This window comes from Aeromicrobium sp. P5_D10 (genome assembly GCF_054049535.1).
In genome coordinates this window covers 244,484-264,432 of record NZ_JBFUME010000002.1, presented here as the reverse complement: position 1 = coordinate 264,432, position 19,949 = coordinate 244,484, and the positions used below count along the sequence as shown (strand labels likewise).

General features: G+C 64.9%; 14 protein-coding genes and 2 tRNA genes. 5 read left to right on the top strand and 11 right to left on the bottom strand.

Annotated features, from left to right (window positions below):
• Nucleotides 1-11 precede the first annotated feature (11 nt).
• Entirely contained in the window at nt 12-899 is an 888-nt protein-coding gene (locus tag ACXJKC_RS02965; RefSeq protein WP_456695181.1) for a WD40/YVTN/BNR-like repeat-containing protein, read from the bottom strand.
• 55 nt (nt 900-954) lie between these two features.
• Between ACXJKC_RS02965 and ACXJKC_RS02960 the strand changes: the two genes are divergently transcribed.
• Entirely contained in the window at nt 955-1,389 is a 435-nt protein-coding gene (locus ACXJKC_RS02960) for a VanZ family protein (protein ID WP_456695180.1), read from the top strand.
• Here ACXJKC_RS02960 and ACXJKC_RS02955 read toward each other — a convergent pair.
• The 8 genes from ACXJKC_RS02955 to ACXJKC_RS02920 all read right to left on the bottom strand — a co-directional run bounded on the left by ACXJKC_RS02955 (nt 1,351) and on the right by ACXJKC_RS02920 (nt 14,284).
• Nucleotides 1,351-2,343, bottom strand: coding sequence for a GGDEF domain-containing protein (locus ACXJKC_RS02955; RefSeq protein ID WP_456695179.1), 993 nt, complete (start codon nt 2,341-2,343; stop codon nt 1,351-1,353). The genes ACXJKC_RS02960 and ACXJKC_RS02955 overlap by 39 nt on opposite strands.
• A gap of 85 nt (nt 2,344-2,428) precedes the next feature.
• A complete protein-coding gene (locus ACXJKC_RS02950; RefSeq protein ID WP_456695178.1) occupies nt 2,429-2,995 on the bottom strand; it encodes a GNAT family N-acetyltransferase in 567 nt (188 codons plus the stop codon).
• 85 nt (nt 2,996-3,080) lie between these two features.
• A tRNA-Ser gene (locus ACXJKC_RS02945) sits at nt 3,081-3,170 on the bottom strand.
• 70 nt (nt 3,171-3,240) lie between these two features.
• Nucleotides 3,241-3,732 carry a hypothetical protein gene (locus tag ACXJKC_RS02940; RefSeq protein WP_456695177.1) on the bottom strand — a complete coding sequence of 164 codons (492 nt, stop codon included), beginning with the start codon at nt 3,730-3,732 and terminating at the stop codon, nt 3,241-3,243.
• A gap of 42 nt (nt 3,733-3,774) precedes the next feature.
• Nucleotides 3,775-3,866, bottom strand: a tRNA-Ser gene (locus tag ACXJKC_RS02935).
• Between the two features lie 40 nt (nt 3,867-3,906).
• Nucleotides 3,907-4,962 (bottom strand): hypothetical protein, encoded by a 1,056-nt coding sequence (locus ACXJKC_RS02930; RefSeq protein WP_456695176.1) that lies wholly within the window; start codon nt 4,960-4,962, stop codon nt 3,907-3,909.
• The gene (locus tag ACXJKC_RS02925; RefSeq protein ID WP_456695175.1) at nt 4,959-5,744 is read right to left on the bottom strand and encodes a carbon-nitrogen hydrolase family protein; all 786 of its coding nucleotides are present in this window, start codon (nt 5,742-5,744) and stop codon (nt 4,959-4,961) included. Before ACXJKC_RS02925 ends, ACXJKC_RS02930 begins: the two co-directional genes overlap by 4 nt.
• Nucleotides 5,745-5,815: 71 nt before the next feature.
• Entirely contained in the window at nt 5,816-14,284 is an 8,469-nt protein-coding gene (locus ACXJKC_RS02920) for an isopeptide-forming domain-containing fimbrial protein (protein WP_456695174.1), read from the bottom strand.
• A gap of 251 nt (nt 14,285-14,535) precedes the next feature.
• Between ACXJKC_RS02920 and ACXJKC_RS02915 the strand changes: the two genes are divergently transcribed.
• From ACXJKC_RS02915 to ACXJKC_RS02900, 4 genes are all read left to right on the top strand, one after another.
• On the top strand, nt 14,536-15,507 hold the full coding sequence (locus tag ACXJKC_RS02915) for an NAD(P)H-quinone oxidoreductase (protein WP_456695173.1): 972 nt from the start codon (nt 14,536-14,538) through the stop codon (nt 15,505-15,507).
• 25 nt (nt 15,508-15,532) lie between these two features.
• Complete coding sequence (locus ACXJKC_RS02910; RefSeq protein WP_456695172.1) at nt 15,533-16,051, top strand: bacterial proteasome activator family protein; 519 nt, start codon at nt 15,533-15,535, stop codon at nt 16,049-16,051.
• Between the two features lie 64 nt (nt 16,052-16,115).
• Nucleotides 16,116-16,679: a WhiB family transcriptional regulator gene (locus ACXJKC_RS02905; protein ID WP_456695171.1), complete on the top strand. Its 564-nt coding sequence runs from the start codon at nt 16,116-16,118 to the stop codon at nt 16,677-16,679.
• A gap of 172 nt (nt 16,680-16,851) precedes the next feature.
• Nucleotides 16,852-17,811 (top strand): hypothetical protein, encoded by a 960-nt coding sequence (locus tag ACXJKC_RS02900; protein WP_456695170.1) that lies wholly within the window; start codon nt 16,852-16,854, stop codon nt 17,809-17,811.
• Nucleotides 17,812-17,866: 55 nt separating this feature from the next.
• On the opposite strand, the gene ACXJKC_RS02895 is transcribed toward ACXJKC_RS02900, so the two are convergent.
• Nucleotides 17,867-18,649 carry an HAD family hydrolase gene (locus tag ACXJKC_RS02895; RefSeq protein WP_456695169.1) on the bottom strand — a complete coding sequence of 261 codons (783 nt, stop codon included), beginning with the start codon at nt 18,647-18,649 and terminating at the stop codon, nt 17,867-17,869.
• Complete coding sequence (gene serS, locus ACXJKC_RS02890; RefSeq protein WP_456695168.1) at nt 18,646-19,917, bottom strand: serine--tRNA ligase; 1,272 nt, start codon at nt 19,915-19,917, stop codon at nt 18,646-18,648. The genes ACXJKC_RS02895 and serS overlap by 4 nt, the downstream gene beginning before the upstream one ends.
• Between the last annotated feature and the right edge of the window lie 32 nt (nt 19,918-19,949).

Genomic DNA, 19,949 nt, shown 5'->3' with positions numbered 1-19,949 from the left:
ACCGATTCGGGTCAGGGCTGAGTCCAGGTCGCAGCGTCGCCACTGGTGTAGAGCCCGTCATCGACGATCGCGGCCAAGCCGTTCGCGCTGGCGGCGAGGCCTTGCGCGGGTTCACCCGTGATACAGCCTCCAGGCGTCCACGTCACGCCGGCGTCTTTGGTCGTGAAGGCATTGGCCGCACATCCGTTGTACCGGGCCAAGGCGTAGCCGGCCGTCGGGGTCAAGAACGTGGCGACCCGCAGATTGTCGAGCCTGCCGAGATCGGTCCAGGTCCGGCCACCGTCACCGGTTCCCTTGATCGTGCCATCGACGCATCCCACCCGGGCCGACTGCGGCGTGACCTGGCTGACCGAGATGACGTCACACCCCGTGTCGGCCGCATTGACAGGTGAGACGACGTGCTTGCCGTTGTCGGGGTCGGCATACCAAAGGGAGATCTCCTTGCTGGCCTTCCAGGTGACACCGCCGTCGGTCGAACGGGCCTCTCGCACCGTGCAGCTGGCATCTTGTCCCAGGATCCGCAGGTCCGTTCTGTTACTGGCGCGGGCTGCCAGAACCGTGACAAGGCTTGTCTCGACCCGGTTGAGCTTGGCTCCCCCATCCGCCGATGCAGAGATCAGAGCACGCGGGGCCGAAGTGCTGCAGGTGCCGCCGCGGCTGCCGAACACGAGTGCACCGTCCCTGGCCGAAGAGATCGCGACAGAGCGTTCGGCATCGAAGTCGTAGTCGACCTGTGTACTCTCGGGCTCGGCCGTCGGCTGAGGCGTCGAGACTGCCGATACCGCCGCGATGTCGGCGGGCGGCGGATCCTGGAACACGTGGCGTCGTGCGCCCATGATGAGTACGACATCGACGACGACGAAAGCTGCGATCAACAGAAGCGGCAGAGTCTTCTTCACGGCCCGATCCTAGTGCCTCGCGGACCGCGCCGACGCCCGCAATTAGGATCATGGGATGCGCGTTCGGTGGCTCCTCGTCCCGATGACCGCGTATGCGTCGGCGCTGGCGCTGATCGCGCTGTGGTCCTCACCCGTCGACCGCGGCGTGGACGTCGTACATCTTTGGCCGGTCGCCTGGCTGATCCGCATCTTCGGTCTGACCCTCGACCAGGGCTATGACGTGACCGAGTTCGCCGCCAACGTCGCGCTGTTCATCCCGTTGGGCATCTTCACGATGCTGCTGGGCTCGCGATGGCGGTGGTGGTACGTGACCGCCCTCGCGGCGGCCCTGTCGGTCACGATCGAGCTGGTGCAGGAGCTCCTGCGACCCGAGCGGTTCGCGACATTGAGCGATGTCGTGGCCAACACGCTGGGCGGGACCGTCGGGGCACTGCTATTTCTTTCCGGGCGATCAGCCGTGAAATTCCTCCGAGACCACCGCGAGACCTGACCTCGAGCGTTTGGCGACGTACTGCGCATGATCGGCCGCCGCGAAGAGCTCTGAGGGCTGGAGTGCCGACTCGCTCGTGATCTCGACGGCCGCCACCCCGGCTGAGACGCCCACCGCGAGCGGCGCGGAGGCCACTTCACGGCATACTTCGTTGATCGCATGCACGACGGCCCCCACGGGGTGGTTGGCAACCAAGACGTTGAACTCATCGCCACCCACACGCGCAACGACACTGTGATCGAACTCGGAGAAGGCACTCGTCAATGCCGCTGCCACGACCTGGATCTGCCGGTCTCCACTCGCATGCCCTTCGGAGTCGTTGACGTTCTTGAGCCCGTCGATGTCGACCGCGACGATCGCGATGCATCGCGAGACACCAGCAGGCACCGTGAAGATCTCGGCGGCCCGACTGTCGAGGGCCCGACGGTTGAAGACTCCCGTCAATGGATCGTGGAAGGCAAGATCCTCCAGGTCGGCTTCTCTTTGCCGGCGGGCTACCGCTGCCGCGAGGATCGCGGCCAGCACTTCGGCGTAGGCCACGGCCTCATCGTTGAAGATTCCGTCCGATACATAGCGGGTCGCGTAGAACTCGGCCCATACGATCCCGTCGACGATGATCGGTGTGGTGAGCGAGCATCCCTTGCCGAGTCGGGTCAGCAGCTCACGCTCGCCGGGTTCGCAATCGGGATCGGTCACACTGTCGACGCCACTGCGTCGCTCCCGCAGCGAAGCCATCAATCGCTGATCACCGGAGATCGGATAGACCTCGTTTTCGGGCCAACGCACCTCATCGGGGCCGAGATCACCGACGTTGACGAGCGTGCGGATCACATCATTGTCCTCGTCGATCAGGCTGATCGATATCGTGGCCGCGCCCAGCGCAATGCAGGCATGCTCGGCCGCGAACTCGATCAGCTCATCGACGCGGTGTGCCCGCATTGAAAGGTGAACCATGTCGGCGAGACTCCGCAGACCAAGCGTCGGACTGTCCACGTACGCCCACTCCCCTCGGCATCCCTGGTGGGGTCAAGGGTATCTGCTACTCAGCAGCGGCACGATTCATCGAGTAGACGATGAGACCGTCCGGAATCCTGGTCGTCGCAGAAGTTGCGAATCCGAGCCGCTGGTAGAGACGCAGATTCTTGTCATCGGATGTCTCCAGGGCAACGGGAGCACGGCTCCGGTCGATCGTGGCCAATCCTTCGGCGACCACAGCTGTCCCGAGCCCGATGCCTTGATACGCCGGATCGACGCCGACCGTTTCGAGAGTCCAACAGCCTTCAGGGGCTGCAGGCAGAGCCAGTTCGAGCAGTGCCGCGAGACGCGATCCGTGCAGCTCGGCCACTCTCTGCTGCGTCTGCTCGGCGGGGGCAGACGCAGCGGGTGGGAGGAACGCGGCTACCGCGCGGACCTGGCTGTCGACCATCACGATGCCCTGCTCAAGGGCGTGAGAGAGATAGAGGTGCTGGATCTCTTCGAGGCGCTCGGCGTACCCCTCCTCGGGAAGGGTCCACCGCGTCCACGGATAGTCGTCGAAGGCCGCGGCAAGGACCCGCGCTGCCGCACTCAGGTCCGCCGGCGTCGCGGGCCGGACGAGATGGGTCATGGGGTCGTTCTCCCGTGGTGTCGAGGGACGAAACCAGGAATGGCCAGCGATATGATCGCTGGCCATTCTGGCGCTTCTACTGCTGTGGCGGAGATGGAGAGATTTGAACTCTCGAGAGGTTTAAACCTCAACCCGCTTAGCAGGCGGGCGCACTAGGCCACTATGCGACATCTCCTCGCTGCAACTGCAAAGTGCAACCGCATCAGGATACCGACAGCACCCCACACCCGGTGACCCGGGCCGGTTCAGGCCGGATCCGGATCCTGCGGAGTGTGGCCTGTGGGGTCGTAGCGCCGGTAACCATGGGCGGCGTTGAGCCGCTCACGCACATCGGCGGCCAGCTCTCCTGCGCGCGTCCCGACGTAGGCCAAGGGGAAGACCAGCAATCGCGAATCGCCGCGGTCGAAGAACAACCGCGCACCTTCGACCGAAACGTCCTCCACCTCGGACCACTCGATCCGCAGCCGTTTGACGGTCATCGGACCTCCCAGCCTGACGCCCGCCGAATCGGTCAGAGCCACGTGGGGTGGCATCGCCAGCACGCGCAGCGCGTTGACGACCAAGAGGGCCGCGAGGATGCCCAGGGGCGGCCACCAGACGAATGCCAGCGCCGCCAGGACTCCTGCCGCCACGATGTGGAGTCCGACCGCCGGCAGCACAAACCGCCGGTCGAGCCGGTACTTCACCACTTCGATCGAATCGGGGCTGGAAGCAGGCTGCGGCTGTTCAGAAGTCATGAGGAATGATCTTGGTCGAGGGAAACTTATTTCGATACCCATTGGCAGAGGGGGCGGGATTCGAACCCGCGGCTGACATTGCTGCCAGCGAGCGCTTTCAAGGCGCTTCCGATCGGCCGCTCCGGCACCCCTCCTGGACAACGCCGGGGCGCTGCACCGAGACCCAGTATCGCATCACTTGAGTGCAGCAAAGCGAGGAGGTTCGACACGGGCGATCGGCTCGACCGCCCGGGCTGCCCGCGCCGACCGCTCACGTACGACGTAGTGCCGCACGATGAGCCCGACCAGCAGCCCCAAGACGACCGAATAGAGCGTCGACAGGCCCACATAGGTCGGAAAAGCTCCCGGTGTCACGAGCGATGTCGTGAGCACGGCGGTACCGATGACAGCAAAGACCAGGACCCACCAGCCTTCGCGCCTGGCCGACCGCATGGACACCCCCACGATCAACGCCGGGAAGCCGATGAACACCTCGACGGGGCGGGGCACTCCCTCGAAGTTCTGCCGGCTCCACACCACGACGTCGCTGAACAGGTCGACGACCGCCTGTGAGCCGTGCGTACGGACGAAGCTGCTGTAGGCCAAGATCACGATGAGCAAAGCCGCCACACCCGTCAGGATCAACAGATTCTGCCGTCCCAGGCCGTGCAGGCCGGCGCCCAGGTTCCAGACCAGGGCGATCGCGAGGACCAGCGAGACCGCCACGACGATGAGGTTGAAGCGCTGATAGTTCACCGGAGCGTTCCAGGCCGCGACGGACAGCGTCCCGCTCAGCGCCACCAACAACGCCAGGAGATACTCCCGGATCGCCGCCAGGACAGATGGTGCCGGACGCGTCACCAAGACGGCCCATACGGCCGACAACACGGCACACACGACAGCTGACGACACAAGAAGGAAGTTCTTCTCCAGTACCACGGCCGAGATCCCGAGCACCGTCACGATGGGTATCCAAATACGCATATGCCCGCCGCCGCGGTGGATCAGACCGATCGTGAAAACCAGCATCAGCAGGGCGGCCGATGGCCGGCCGATCCCTTCGGGCGCGTCGACCGCGACGACTGTCGTGGCGGCACCCAGCGTTCCGACCACCCACATCAAGAACACGCCGATCATGACCAGACGTGCCGTGCGGGCTGATCCGAGGCGCGGCTCGCGCGTCGGCAGATCGTACTCCGGCGCGACTGATGCGTCGAGACGTCGACGACCGCCTTGCACGGGGGAGCTCATGAACTTCGACAGATCCTTCGGTTGACCAGCGACGGATTGGTCTTCCGCGCTTGCTCGACCTCCGCGGCATCGAGCGAGGTACGCAGGATCGCCGGTTCGGAGGAGGCCTCCACCACGATAGAGCCCCAAGGATCGGCAACCAAGGAATGACCCGTGCAACGCTCGCCACCTTGAGCGGCGGCTGCGACGTAGACCGTGTTCTCGATGGCGCGCGCTGTCAACAGAGTGCGCCAATGGTCGAGCTTGCGGTCACCGGCGACCCACGCCGCCGGCAAGACGATCGTGTCGGCTCCCGCATCGACGAGCGCCCGTGCGAGTTCGGGGAACCGCAGGTCGTAACACGTCATCAGGCCGATCCGATGGTCGGCGATCTCGATCACGACCGGCTCGATCTCACCAGCCTGCATGCGATCGGATTCCCGGTAGCCGAAAGAGTCGTACAAGTGGATCTTGCGGTACGTGCCCCGCAGCGCGCCGTCGGGACCGACGACCACCAAGGTGTTGAACGGCAGCGCATCGGTCTGTTCGAACATGCCGGCGATGACGGTCGCACCCAGACGCTTCGCCTCGTCGGCGATCAGCTTCACGAACGGACCGTCGAGTGGCTCCGCATGGGCGGCCAGATCGTGGTCGGTGGAACCGAAGTCGTGCATCGCAGCTTCGGGCAGTACGACCAGGTCGAAACCGTCGGCAGCGGTCAATTCAGCCAGTTGTGCCGCGATGGATGCCCGGTTGGCCGTCGAATCGATCGCTGACGCCCGCTGGACCAGTGCGATATGCATACCGACCATCTTCTCAGGTCACCCCTGAGGGCGGTCCCCCMCGCACGAAGGGCGKGGGGGACCACCTTGTCTCAGCGGTGCCGACCAGCGCTCTGCGGAGCCTTCGGCCGACGACGGGTCACCAGGACCCCACCACCGAACACTCCGAGCAGGCCGGCCAACAGGAGCCACAGCGCCGGACCGCCCGTATCCGGGATCAGGCCCTCAGCCTCCGGCGCGACCGCGGTCGCGTCATCACTCAGGACGCCGCTCTCTGCGGCCTTGTTGCCACCTTCGACGGTCGCGACGTTCACGATCTCCGAGCCGTCGTCGACCGTGATCTTGGTCGTGATCTGGATCTCGGCCGATTGATCGACCGCGAGCGCACCGTCGTAGTCACAGGTGACCGTGCGACCGGCCGCCGAGCAGTCCCAGCCCTCGCCCTGCGCGCTGACGAACTTCAGCCCCTTGGGCAGCTTGTCGGTGACCCTGATCGCCTTGGTGGTCTCGGTCGGACCCTCATTGGTGACGACGATCGACCACACGGCCTCATCGCCCTTCTGCTTGTCCAGCGACTTGTCGATCGTCAACATGGCGCTGCCGTCGACCGGCGACTCGATCGTCGACTTGTCGTTGACTGGATCGATGTCATTCGACGGAGTCGAGACAACTGCCGTGTTCGTCACCGACGGGTACGCCTTCGCGCCGACGTCGACCGTCAGCTTGATGACATCGGTCGCGTCGACCGCAAGTGCCCCGTCACGATCACAGGTGACCTTCTGCCCGTTGGCAGCACAGGCCCAGTTGTCAGCCGTTCCGGAGACGAACTTCAGGCCTGCCGGGAGCTCGTCAGTGACCGAGATCGGTCCGGGATCAGGAGTCGTACCGTCATTGTGGACCGTCAAGGTGTAGACCCCCTGCTGGCCGACCCGGAGCTTTCCTGCGAGCTCCTTGACGACACTGAGGTCGACCTTCGGCGGCACGACAACCGAGTCAGTCGCCTTGTCGTTGGAGTCATCGGTGTCATTCGACGACGTCGCGACCTCGACGATATTGTCGACCGTCGGATACGCCTGCGGCGTCACATCGACTGTCACCGTGATCGGATCGGCCGACGCTCCCGGAGCCAGCGGCTCGTCGAGCTCGCATGTCGCCGCGTCATCGGAGCAGGTCCAACCGTCGCCCTCGGCACTGACGAAGGTCAGCCCCGTCGGCAACGTGTCGTCGATCTTGACGTCGCGAGCCTCGGACGGCCCCGCGTTCTTGACGTTGACCTCGAACTTCAGCTGAGTTCCGACCTCGACCGGTCCCGCATGTGACTTGGTGATCGACAGATCGACCTCGTCGGTGGGCGTGACGGTGTCGTCGTCCTCATTGTTGGTTGTGTCGGGATCCGGGGTGTCGGAGTCGACGACGGCCTGGTTGACCAGCGTCTCGCCCGACTGATCGGCCGCGACGTCGACGACCATCGCCAGCGCCGGAGCGCTGGTGCCCGGCAGCAGCGGATCTGTGCTGACCAGAGTGCACAGCACCTCCTGACCCGCTGCGGAGACCGCATCGGCGACACATGACCAAGCGTCATTGGCCGACACATAGGTCATCCCGACCGGCAAGGTGTCGCTGATCGTGACCGGAGCGAGCGCATCGGACGGTCCGTCGTTGGTCGCCGTCAGCGTGAACGTGAACGGCTCACCCGCCACCGGCGTACCCGTGTGGGTCTTTGCCAGGGTCATATCGGCCGCTGTCGTGACCTCGACGGAGTCGTCAGAGTCGTTGTCGTCCGGGTCGTCTCCCGGCGTCGAGGTCGAGACTTCGACGCCATTGGTCAGCTCGGTCCCGGCCGCGACGCCGCTGCCAACCTTCGTGACCACCGTGATCGTCGGAGCAGCGCCCGGCGCGAGGGTTGCCCGCGTGCAGCTGATCGTCGAATCGGAGCAGGTCCAGCCGCTGCCGCTGATCGAGACGACGCTCAGGCCAGCCGGCAGGGTATCGACCACCGAGATCACGTCGGCCGTCGACGGGCCGTCGTTCGTGACATCGATCGTCCACGAGACGTTGTCGCCCGCATCGACCGTGTCGGCCGAGGCCGCCTTGGCGACCTTGATGTTCGCCTGATCCTTGATGACGGTGGGATCGCTGTCGCTGTTGTTGGGCAGCTTCGGATCTGTATTGGGGCCGTCGACCGTGACAGTGTTCGTCACAGTTGCCGGGCCGGCATCGTCCGCGATATCGAATGTCAGGCTGAACGTCGAGTTGGCATCGTCGACGAGACCGTCGGCGTGCGTACAGGTCACGACACCTTCGTCCTCGTCACACGTCCAACCTGTTCCGGAGGCTGACTTGTAGGTCATACCCACCGGGACGGTGTCCTCGACCACGATCGGGCCGTCGGTGTCGGACGGACCGTGATTGGTGACCAACACGTCGTACGTCAGCGACTCCCCTGCGATCGCGTTGTCGTCGTCGTGCGACTTCTCCACCTCGAGATCCGACTCGAGGTCAGGCGTGTTGACGTCGATGTCGGTGGCGCCGGTCGGGTCCTCGGTTGCCGTGACCTTCGCGGTGTTCTCGACAGTTCCGGTGTGGCCCGACGCGATCTTGACCTTGATCTTGAAGTTCTGGTCATCCCCGACGCCGATCGAGCCGTCGAAGTCGCAGGTCACGAGCTGTCCGGCCGCGGTGCAGGCCCAATCGGCATTGCCCGTACCGCCGGGGACGAACTTCATGTAGCTCGGCAGGGTGTCGACGACCGTGACACCGGTTGCCGTCGACGGGCCCTCGTTGTGAACCGTCATGTCGTAGCTGAACTCGTCACCGGCTACTGCCGGCTCCTCGCCCGTGTACGCCTTCTCGATCGTCAGCTCCGCCGTACGTGTCGGGGCAGTCGAGACCTCGTCGGAGTTGTTCGACGCGACCGGATCGGTCGTCGGGCCGCTGACCTTCGCAGAGTTGACGACGTTCGCCGTCTGCGACGCGGGAATCTTGGCCACGATCGTGATCTGATTCGCTGCATCGTCGGCTGCCAGGTCGTCCGCGCGGTTGCACGTCACGACGCCCTCGTCCTCGGAGCACGACCAGCCCGTTCCGGTGGCCGACACGAACGTCGATCCGCTCGGCAGGGTGTCGACGACCTTGATGGCGCCCCGTGAGGTCGACGGACCTTGGTTGGTCACGTCGATCGTCCAGGTCGCGTTCTCGCCGGCCTTGACGACGGTGCCACCGAGGCGCTTGTCGATCGTCAGATCGGCGCGCGTCGTGACCTCGACGGTCTCGGTGTCGCGGTTGTTGTCGAGGTCGGGATCGTACGTGTGTCCCTTGACTCGAGCAGTGTTGACGATCTCGGCCTCGTCGGCCAGATCGGAGTCGATCAGGCCGCTGGCCACGATTGTGGGAGCCGAGGCGCCATTCGCGATGTCGGCGTCCAAGGTGCAGGTCCACTCATCCTCATCGGATGCGCAGACCCAGTCGTCCCCACCGTCGAGGCTAAAGTTCGAGACATCCTCCGGGATCGTGTCGGTGACCACGATGTCGGCCTTCGACGTGTCGCCGCCGAGGTTCTTGACCACGATGTCCCACGAATACGTCTTGCCGGCCACAGGTGTGCCGTCACCGGTCTTGGTGATCTCGAGGTCGGCCGAATGGATCTGTGCCGAAGCGTCGCCGGGACCGCCGTAGAACGGTGCGCCCGTGATGCCGGTCGCGCCGGTCTTGTCTTCGGCATTGATCGACACCGTGTTGGTGTGGTCGACGTCGGCGCCCGCACCTGCGTCCACGACGGCGTCCTCGGTGGGGGTGGCGGTGTAGTTGATCACGATCGTCTTGCCGACCGGCAGACCTGTCGGCGCCGGAGCCAGATCGGACCAGGTGATCGTCTCGGGGTTGCCCGCGTCACTGGTCGGTGCCAACGCGATCGCTGCGGCGTCGCCGACTTTGACGGTCGCCGTGCCTGCGTCATACGACCAGTTCTTGGGCAGCACGTCGGTGACGTCGACCTTGTAGGCCGGTGACTTGCCGTCGCTCGTGACCACGATCTCGAAGTTCTGCGGCTGTCCGACGTACGACACGGCGCTGCCCACGACTCGCTTGGCGACCGTAGTGTGCGGGAAGTCCGGCGTGACGGTGGCCGTGGCATTGCTGCCGGTGTAGGTGCGGCCGTCCGCGATGACGGGCAGACTCGTGAAACGCGTGATGGTCGCGGTGTTGGTGCGGCCCGAGGCGTCCAGGGTGCTGGTCGCGGCCAGTTCGGCCTCGTACGTGAACTCCTTGAAGTTCGGCGATGCGACCGTCAGAACGCTGACGTTCCACGTGATGGTCCGGGTGTCGGAATCGTACGTGCCGCCTCCGCTGATCGTGGCTTCGTCGACGATAACGCCCGTCGGTACGACGTCCTTGACCACGACGTTGTGCGCATCGCTGACGTTCGTGCCGCCCGGGTTCGAGGCCCGCACGGTGTACGTGAACGTGTCGCCGGGCGCCGGGGTCGTGTCGGAGACCGACTTGGTGATCGCGGTCTTCGGCTCCTGGATCGTGTAGGTGACCGCGGAGGACGTGGCCGAGGCGTCGAAGGTCGCCGATATCGACGTCGGATCGGTCTTGTTGGTCTTGTTCCAGGCGACCTTGGCCGTGTTGGAGCGGACCGTGCCGATCGAGTTGCTGGACGTGGCCGCCGTGACCTTCGCCGTGAAGACCAGCGTGACGGTGCGGCTCTGCGTGCTCTCGGCAATATCACCGAGGAACCAACCGACGTTCTGTCCGCTCGGCGTCAGCGTCGCGCCGGTCGGCAAGGTGCAGTCCGTGGTGTCGGCGTTGACACAGGTCACCGACGACAGGGTCACGTCATCGAGACCGGCCGGGAGCGCATCGGTGATCGACGCGTCATAGAAGTTGACGTTCGCCGGCAGCGTCGCAGTGAGGACGTACTTCGCGCGTTCACCGACGATCAGGGTGCCGTCCGTGATCACCTTGGTGATCGTGGCCGGCGGCACCGTCAAGGTCTTGTTGTCCGTCGCCGTCAGGACGCGCTCGTTGGTCGTGGTGTTGCCACCGTTGTCGAGCGTGCTGCCCGTGAGCTTCGCGACGTTCTTGTAGGCCTGACCGCCGGCCGCCCCGGTGCCTACCTTGACGGTGTACTTCAACGTCTTCGGCGAGCCCGCAGCAACTGTGCCGACCGGCCAGGTGATCGTGGTGCCGGTCCCGGTCACAGATGCGCACGCATCACCGGCTTCGGCAGGAGCTTGGGTCGCATCGCTGCCAAGAGCCGTGACCACAAGTCCGGTCGGGACACAGTCGACGACGACCGTGTCGTACAGATTCGGTCGCCCAGGGGCGTTGGAAGCGGTCAGCACGAACTCACGAGACTCGCCGATCGCCGGCGTGGTGCTCTGAGTCGGCGGCGTCGTGAGCGCCTTGGTCAGCGTGGGGCTCGGCTGAACCGGATTGACGTCCGATGAGGCTCTGACCGGTGTGACCGGCAGGACTCCACCCGGGGTCGTGTTGCTGTGGAATGTCGCGGTGTTGGTCAGGGTCGATGTGCCGGTGTGATTGGGCCACACCCTGGTGCCGAGTTTGATCTGGAAGACCTGGGGGTCGTCGGTGTCGTTGGTCCAGGTCGGCGGCAGCGTCAGCACGCCCTCCGCGCTGACCGCCACACCTGCGGGCAGTGGTGCGGTCGCCGGATCGGCTCCCGTCGCCGAATATGTGCCGATCGAACTGATCAACTGGATGCCGGCCGGCAACGGATCGGTCAAAATGCCGTTGTAGACCGTCGTGTGGGCCGGGATGGTGGCCCGGATCATGTAGGTCACAGTCTCGCCCGGAACCGCCTGCGTCGCGGAGTTGTTCGTTTCGGTGATGCCGGTGACATTCGTCTTGGTCATGCCAACTGCGGGCAGCTTGACCGAAGCAGTGGCGATGGCTGCGGGGACGTCTTCTTGCTCATCCGTCACCGTCCCGTCGATGTTGTTGGCCGGGAAATGCGGAACGGCCACACCGAGGTTGGTCTCGGTCGTGTACGTGCGCACGGCCGCGGTGTTGACGTACTCGGTGTCGACGCTCGTGCCGACCGGAACTTTGACGTCATAGCTGATATTCGTCGCGTTGGCGGGCGCCAGCGTCGCCGGAAGCGTCCAGCGGATCGCACTGTAGACACCGCTCCCGTCAAATGACGGGTGTCCTGTCGCGCCCGGATCGGTACACGTGCCGCCGTTGAGATTCACGACGTCGACGCACCGGAACAATGGCGGCAAAACATCCCAGACCTGCAAGCCCTTGACTGCCAGACCGCTGCTCGGTGCCTCGTTCAGGACCACCATCCGGAAGCGGACGACGTCGCCCTGGCGAACCGTCTGGGTGCCGGAATAACTGCTGTATGGCGACTTGGCAACCTGCTTGAGGATGTTCACCGGAGGGATCGGCGGCACCTTGAAGTCGGCCTTGTCGCGCAGCGAAGAGACCTGTCCGCCCTTGTTGGTCCAGCGCAGTTTGGCCAGATTTCCCTGCACGTCGTTGGTCGTCTTGTCATTGCCGTTGACGGTCGCGCTGACTCGGAAGGCGAAGACCTTCCCCTTTTCGACATAGCGATTGGCTCCGACGTCGACGCCGGGACGCAGCGCCGCGGTACCGGTCGCGAATGCGGTGTTGAGTGCAGACTGGTCGACCGTGTAGGCAGCGGTGTTGACACCGCTGACGAGCGCGAAGGAGTTCGGCTCGTACGTCAGATTGTCGGGCAGATAGTCCGTGACGACCGGAAGACGCGTCGACGAGCCGGCCGGGAACGTCACGCGCACCTGGAAGCAGACCCGTGAACCGGTCGTGAAGCCGGCGTCGGCGGCTGCCGTCTGGTGGTCCTCCCAGTTGTCCCAGTCGGACTCGTTGCAGGTGTGAGTCGCCGCAGTGTTGGGCAGGACCCGCTTGTCGAGCGTCGGGGCCTTCGAACCGAGTGTGGCCTCCGAGTCGTCCTTGACCGCGCGGGTGCCTGACTCGCCAGTGCCCGATATCGGCGTCGTGGTGCCGGTCAAGGCGACCTTGTTGACGAACGAGTCGCCCGCTGACGTCTCGTCGCCGGAGCTGTAGACCGTGCGCATACGAGCCTTGTATCTCAGCGTCTTCGAGGCATCCTCGGCGCTGAGGTCGAATGACTTGAAGGTGATGACGAAGGCGCCGCCCACATAGTCGACCTTCTCGATGGCTGCATTCGAGCCGGTCGGGGCGCAGTCGCCGGCGGCCTGCGCCAAGGCTGCGGTCGTGTAGGTCCCGCTGGGGGCGTCCGCCGGACACAGCCCGTCCGGCAGCGTGTCGACCAGGACGATGTCGGAGCCGTCGGTGTACTCGCTGGTGCGGACCACGAGCTCGTACTCGGCTTCGCCACCCTGATTGAAATCGGCAGAGTTCGTGACGGACTTCGCGACGGCGATGTCTTCGGCTGTCACGGTGACCGTGTCGTTTGCACTGACCTGCACATTGCTCTGCCCGGCGTTGTTGAGACCTTGGTAGCGTCCCGTGGCGACCGCGCGATTGGTGTAACCGATCTCGGTCGCGGATTCGCGGGTCGAAGCGCCGGTGTTGTTGTCGAGGTTCGCGGTCGAGGTGAATCCGGCGGCCGGCATGACGTTCTGACGCAGCGCGATCCCTGCGGCGTACTTGATCGTGTAGGTGCCGTTGGCGGCGAGCGCGGACGGCAGGGTCCACTCGACCCGGGTGTAGACGCCGGCCGGATAACCGGTCGGGAGCCCGCTGTTGACCGTCGTGACGGAGGTCGGGGCGAGGCAGCCGGAGACGGCGGGAGTGCCGGTCAGACGTCCCGAGCCCGGGTACTCCTCGGTTCCAGGGCTGCTGTTGTCGACCGCGCCGCAGCCGAGGAACTCCAGGCCGGCAGGGAGATAGTCGACGACCGTGACGCCATTGGTCGCGGCCTTGCCGTTGTTGACGACTTCGAGGGAGTAGACCGTCGGACGGTCATGCAGACCGCGGGTCAGCTCGTGTTCCGAACTGGGCTCGCTCTTGTGCAGTTCGAGCGCCGAGATCGCGGTGGTGGCAGTGTCCTGGGCCGAGCTGATCGCGGCGTCGGGCTGGAGCTCGCCCTTGCCGTTGAATTTGGCCAGCTTGCGCTCGTTGCTGCTCGCGAAACCTGTGGCCTCGTTGGTGACGGTCGAGCCGACGGGGTAGGTCGTCGCATCGGGCTGGACCTTGTAGGTCAGGGTCACATCCGAACCGTCCGGCAGGTCGGCGACATTGCTCCAGATCAGGATCGTGCGGCCCGTCGGCTGATTCGAGCCGTTGACTTCGGCGATCTGCTGGGGATCACCCGCGCCCTGAGGGGCCGAAGTCGACACATAGGCCACGCCGGCGGGCAGGACGTCACGGAAGGTGAGGTTGTACTGGAAGTCCGCATCGCCGTCATCGGTCGGGTTCGAGGCCTTGACCGAGAACGTGATCGGCTCACCGACCAGAACTGTCGCCGGCGAGGTCTTGTCGAGCGAGATGCTGACCGGTGCCGCCTCGGCCGGTGCGTTCACGGCCATGATCGCGAGGCCCGAGGTCGCCATGGTGGCTGCCAACAGCACCGAGAACCGCCTGCGGAAAACAAAAAAATTACGCCGCGAACGGCGTGGACGAACAGCTCCAGCGATAAACATTGATCACACTCCCTAGGACATCCAACAGAATCGGCACCCGGAAGGAAAATCAAAACCGGAATCACTCAAGAAAATGACTCGGCATGACTAGTTCCGTCTGACTCTGAGGCACTAGAGACCGGCCCGTCCGAGCACTTGCGGACATCGCGTGCGGGTCACGGTCCGATACCGTGGTTGGAATGCGTGCCGTTACAGCTCCCCATCCCGGTGGGGTCGACGCCCTCGTCATCGTCGATCGCCCGATTCCCGAACCTGCGCCCGGTGAGGTACTCATCCGGGTCACTGCCGCGGGTGTCAACCGCGCCGACCTGCTGCAGCGGCAGGGCTTCTACGAACCCCCTCCCGGGGGCTCCGACATCCTCGGACTCGAATGCTCCGGTGACATCGTCGAGGTCGGCGAGGGCGTCACCGACCTGATGCCCGGCGCGCATGTGTGTGCCTTGCTGACCGGCGGCGGCTATGCCGAGTACGTCAGCGTGCCGGTCGGCCAGGTCGCGACGGTGCCCGACGGCATCTCGCTGACGGAGGCGGCCGGCCTCATGGAGGTCGCCTCGACCGTGTGGTCGAACGTCTTCATGATGGGCAAGCTCCAGCACGGCGAGACGCTGCTCGTCCACGGTGGTGGAAGCGGGATCGGCACCATGGCGATCCAACTCGGCAAAGCCTTCGGAGCCAGGGTCGTGGTGACCGTCGGATCACAGGAGAAGGCCGATTTCTGTCGTGAACTCGGCGCCGATCTGGTGATCAACTATCGAGAGCAGGATTTCGCCGAGGTCATGGACCAGGCCGGGATCGGGGCCGACGTCATCCTCGACATCATCGGCGCGAAATACCTGGCGTCCAATGTGTCGGTGTTGGCAACCGCGGGACGGCTGATCGTCATCGGCATGCAGGGCGGCATCAAAGCCGAGCTCAACCTCGCGGCTTTGCTGACCAAGCGCGCTGCCGTCATGGCGACATCGTTGCGGGCCCGGCCGACCGGTGAGAAGGCGGCCATCGTCTCGCAGATGGTGGCTCAGGTGTGGCCCTTGATCGCCGACGGCACGGTGCGACCCATCATCCATGCGACCTACCCGCTGGAAGACGTGCGACTGGCGCACCAGGTACTCGAGGAGTCGAGCCACCTCGGCAAGGTATTGCTGAGCCTCTGACGGTATCGCTCGTTAGTGTGGGGACATGACTGACGAACAATCTCGCGTCGAATCCGCACAGATCATCGGCCCCGACGGCAACGCCGTATCCGTCCCCCCACAGGAGACCGACCTGGGCGAGCTGGTCGCGCAGCCGGCCAAGGTCATGCGCATCGGCGGGATGATCCGCCACCTGCTCGAAGAGGTCAAAGCAGCGCCGCTCGATGAAGCCAGTCGCCTCCGGCTGCGTACTATCCATCTGCGGTCGATCGAAGAGCTCAAAGACGGATTGGCTCCCGAACTGGTCGACGAACTGGATCGTTTGAGTCTGCCGTTCGACTCCGAAGCACCCAGTGAGGCCGAGCTGCGTATCGCGCAAGCACAGCTCGTGGGCTGGCTCGAAGGACTGTTCCACGGCCTCCAGGCAGCCCTCTACGCCCAGCAGGTGCAGGCCCAGTCGCAACTGCAGAACATGCGATTGGCCCTGCCGGGTCCAAACGACGCCAAAGGTGATGATTCGGCCAATTCTGGTGAAACCAGTACTTCTGGCGGCATGTACCTCTAGAGTTTTGCCTGATGTGACCTGAGGTCGGCACCTCGTGCCTGCCTCAATTGGGAAGAGGGAGCCCATGACCATCTTGGCCGAACAAATCACACCTCCATGCGCTGCGGTGCCAGAGGTTTATGACGACGAGCAGTTGCACTCACCACCGGCGCGCACCGACATCAGCGCGGCTCAGTGGGAACAGCTCAACGTCAAGCGAGCCTCCGCGCACCGACAGTGTGCTGGTTGCCCCGTGCTCGTGGACTGTCTGTACCGTGCCGTCGTCGAGGTCGACGTCTCCGGTTTTGTGGCCTGCACCACCGAGGCGGATCGTCAGCAGATCCGGCGCAAGCTCGGCGTCCAGATCCGTCAGGCCTCGACCGTCCCCTACGGTGCACCTCGAGTCGGCGGCGGGCCGGTCAATCACGAGACCGTCATGAACATGCGACAGGCCCATCCCAAGGACACCTGCCACCAGCTCGCAGAGCGTCTCGGCTGTTCGACCTCGACGATCAAGCGCCACCTGCGGCGGGCCCGCGAAGCAAAGCTGGTCGAAGCCAAGACCGACCCGACCGCAGACTCAACAATGCCGACCGTCGACGCCGTCCTCGACGTCTTCGACCAACTGGAGTCCAGCCGCGTCGCCTAACCCGCGCAATGCCCAACGGCCAAGATGTCGGCGGTTTTGGGTCGTTGACGTCGACTTTTCGACGTAGAACCGCCGACATTTCCGGCGTCCCCAGGGGTGGACGGCAGTCGGTTTTTCCACAGCCGTCGCCACAGGGGTTTTCTGCTCCCGGGCCGCATCCGACGGTGAGGGGATGCCCTATGTCTCCCCGCTGCCCGAGTTCACCCTGACGCCGTTCACCCGCGAACGCGCGCTGGCCGCCGGCATCAGCGACACGGTACTGCGCCGAAGGCGACTGCGGCGCCTGTTCAACGGCGTCTACATCCAGTCCTCAGTCGAGTTGACCCTCCGGTTGTGGCTTTCGGCTGCGCTGCTCGCCTCACCACCCGGATCAGTGATCAGCCACGTCACGGCTCTGCGTCTGTACGGCTTCGAGATCGGCGCAGAGCGGCCGTTCCACGTCTCAACCCGCGCGAAGACGCACACCCGTCGCGCAGGAATTACGACCCACCAGCGGAGGGCGCAGATCTCAAGCACGGTGATCGACGGCATCGCCGTGACCGGGCCACGACGCACACTGGTCGACATCGCCACCAAGGTCGACCTCATTCAGCTGATCCAGGCCATCGAGTTCATGCTCCACCGTGGCCATACGACCCTGTCGGGATTGGCCGAGTATGCGCTGAGCAGACATCTCGACGGTGTCTGCCGCACTCGCCGTTGTCTCGCATTGGTCCGCGAAGGGGCAGAGTCTCCCATGGAGACCTTCGTTCGACTGATGCTCGTGTTCGCCCGGCTCCCTGAGCCATTTCCCAATCAGATCATCCGTGACGCGCACGGCGATTTCCTGGCACGTGGCGACCTGGTCTATCCCACGTACTTGGTTCTGGTCGAGTACGACGGCTGGCAACATGAGCGGGACGCCCGGCAGCGCCAACACGACATCGGTCGTCGCGAACGCCTCGAACAGGCCGGCTGGCGCATCATCGTGGTGACCGTCGCCGACCTGAAGAAGCCACGCACCATCGTCCACCGCGTGCACATCGCCCTGGTAGAGCGTGGCTACGACGGTCCCGTCCCGGCTTTCAGCATCATGTGGCTGAAGTGGTTCACCCCCCGCCCGGCCAAGATGTCGGCGGTTTTAGGTCGTTGACGTCGTCCTATCGACGTAAAACCGCCGACATCCGCGCCTCCGGCCTGCCGGCCGGTTACAGGTACCGCCGGAGTTCGTCTAGAAGGCCGTCTTCTTCTATTGAGCCGGTGACGGCGTCGGCCACCTTTTTCAGGGCTTCTGGGGCGTGGCCCATCGCCACCCCTCGGCCGGCCCATTCGAGCATTTCGAGGTCGTTGTTGCCATCGCCTACCGCGAGGACGTCGGCTTGAGCGATGTCGAGCCGATTGCAGATGAACTCCAGTCCCGAAGCCTTGGAGACTCCGTCAGGAGCCAGATCGAGCCAGGCGGAATAGCCGATGAAGTAGTTGGTTCCGGTCAGACCCAGATCATCGACGATCGCCGAGAACTCCTCGGCCGTGTGATCCGTGGAACGGATGACGACCCGCGTCACCGGCTCGGCGATCAACGACTCGACGTCCTCGACGATGAACTGACCTGAGACCTCGCCATCCGGGAACGGCCGGTTGACCCGGAAGCCGACACCGATCTCCTCGACCGCGACGATCGCGTCGGGGACGTATTCCATGACCCGGCGCACCGCATCGCTCGCATCGAACGTCACGGCGTGCAGGATCTCGATCGGGTCGTAGGCAAAGACGATCGCGCCATTGCTGGCGACGGCATAGCCGTCGGTGAAGCCGAGTTTGCCGGTCGTGTTGAGCACACCGGGGATCGCACGACCCGTCGAGATGACGATCTCGATACCCGAATCCCGCAATGCGCGAACGCTCTCGCGCACTGCCGCGCTCATCTCGTTGAGACCGTCAACGATCGTGCCATCGACGTCGAGCGCGATGAGGCGCGGCCGCCAGGTCACGGCAGCGGCCTCAGGACCTCGCCGAGCAGAGGATGCAGCGCCGCCGGCAGCCGCACCGACCCATCGGCCTGCTGGCCGTTCTCCAGGATCGCGATGATCGTGCGGGTCATGGCGCACAGTGTGCCGTTGAGCGTCGCCGCAGGCGCTGTGCCTTCCTCGCCGCGCACGCGGATGTCGAGGCGGCGCGCCTGGAACTCTGTCGTGTTGGACGCAGAGGAGACCTCCCGATACTTGCCCTGGCTCGGAATCCACGCCTCGCAGTCGAATTTACGGATCGCGGACAGGCCGAGATCACCCGAGGCGACGTCGATGACGCGATACGGCAACTCGAGCGCGTCGAGCCAGGCCTTCTCCCAGCCGAGGATGCGCTGATGTTCGGCGTAGGACTCCTCCAGCGTCGTGTAGACGAACATCTCGACCTTGTCGAACCAGTGCACCCGGAAGATCCCACGGGTGTCCTTGCCGTACGAGCCAGCCTCACGCCGGTAGCACGGGCTGAACGCCGCATAGCGTTTCGGCAACGTCGCAGCGTCGAGGATCTCGTCGGAATGGTAGGCCGCCAGCGCCACCTCGGAGGTGCCGACCAGGTAGAGGTCGTCCTTCTCGAGGTAGTAGACGTCGTCCCCCGAGCCCTGCCCGAGGTAGCCGGTGCCCTCCATCGCGCTGGGCTTGACCAGGGCCGGCGGGATCATCGGCGTGAAGCCCCATTCGGCGGCCTTGCTCATCGCGAGCTGGGTCAACGCGAGTTCGAGCTGGGCGCCGACACCGGTCAGGAAGTAGAACCGTGAGCCGCTGACCTTCACGCCGCGCTCGACGTCGATGGCTCCGAGCAGCTGCCCGAGCTCGAGGTGGTCGCGGGGCTCGAAGCCTTCGGCGGCGAAGTCGCGCGGAGTGCCGATGGTGTCGAGCACGACGAAATCGTCCTCACCACCCTGCGGGGCTTCTGGCGAGGCGAGGTTCGGCAGCGTCTTGATGAGCGTCTCGAACGCTGCAGCCGTCTCGGTCTGCGCGGCTTCGGCGTCTTTGACCGTCGCGCTGAGCTCCTTGGTGCGGGCGAGCAGTTGCTGCTTCTCCTCGCCCTGAGCCTGGGGGATCAGCTTGCCGAGATTCTTCTGCTCGGCGCGCACCGCCTCGTAGGCAACGATCGCGGACCGCCGCGACTCATCTGCACTGATGAGTTCATCCACCACATCGGTCGAAAGTCCACGGCGCTGCTGGGCAGCTCGCACGGCATCGGGGTCATCTCGCAGGATTCGGGCGTCAATCACCGTGCCAGCCTATCGTCCGGGTGAGGCAGTGT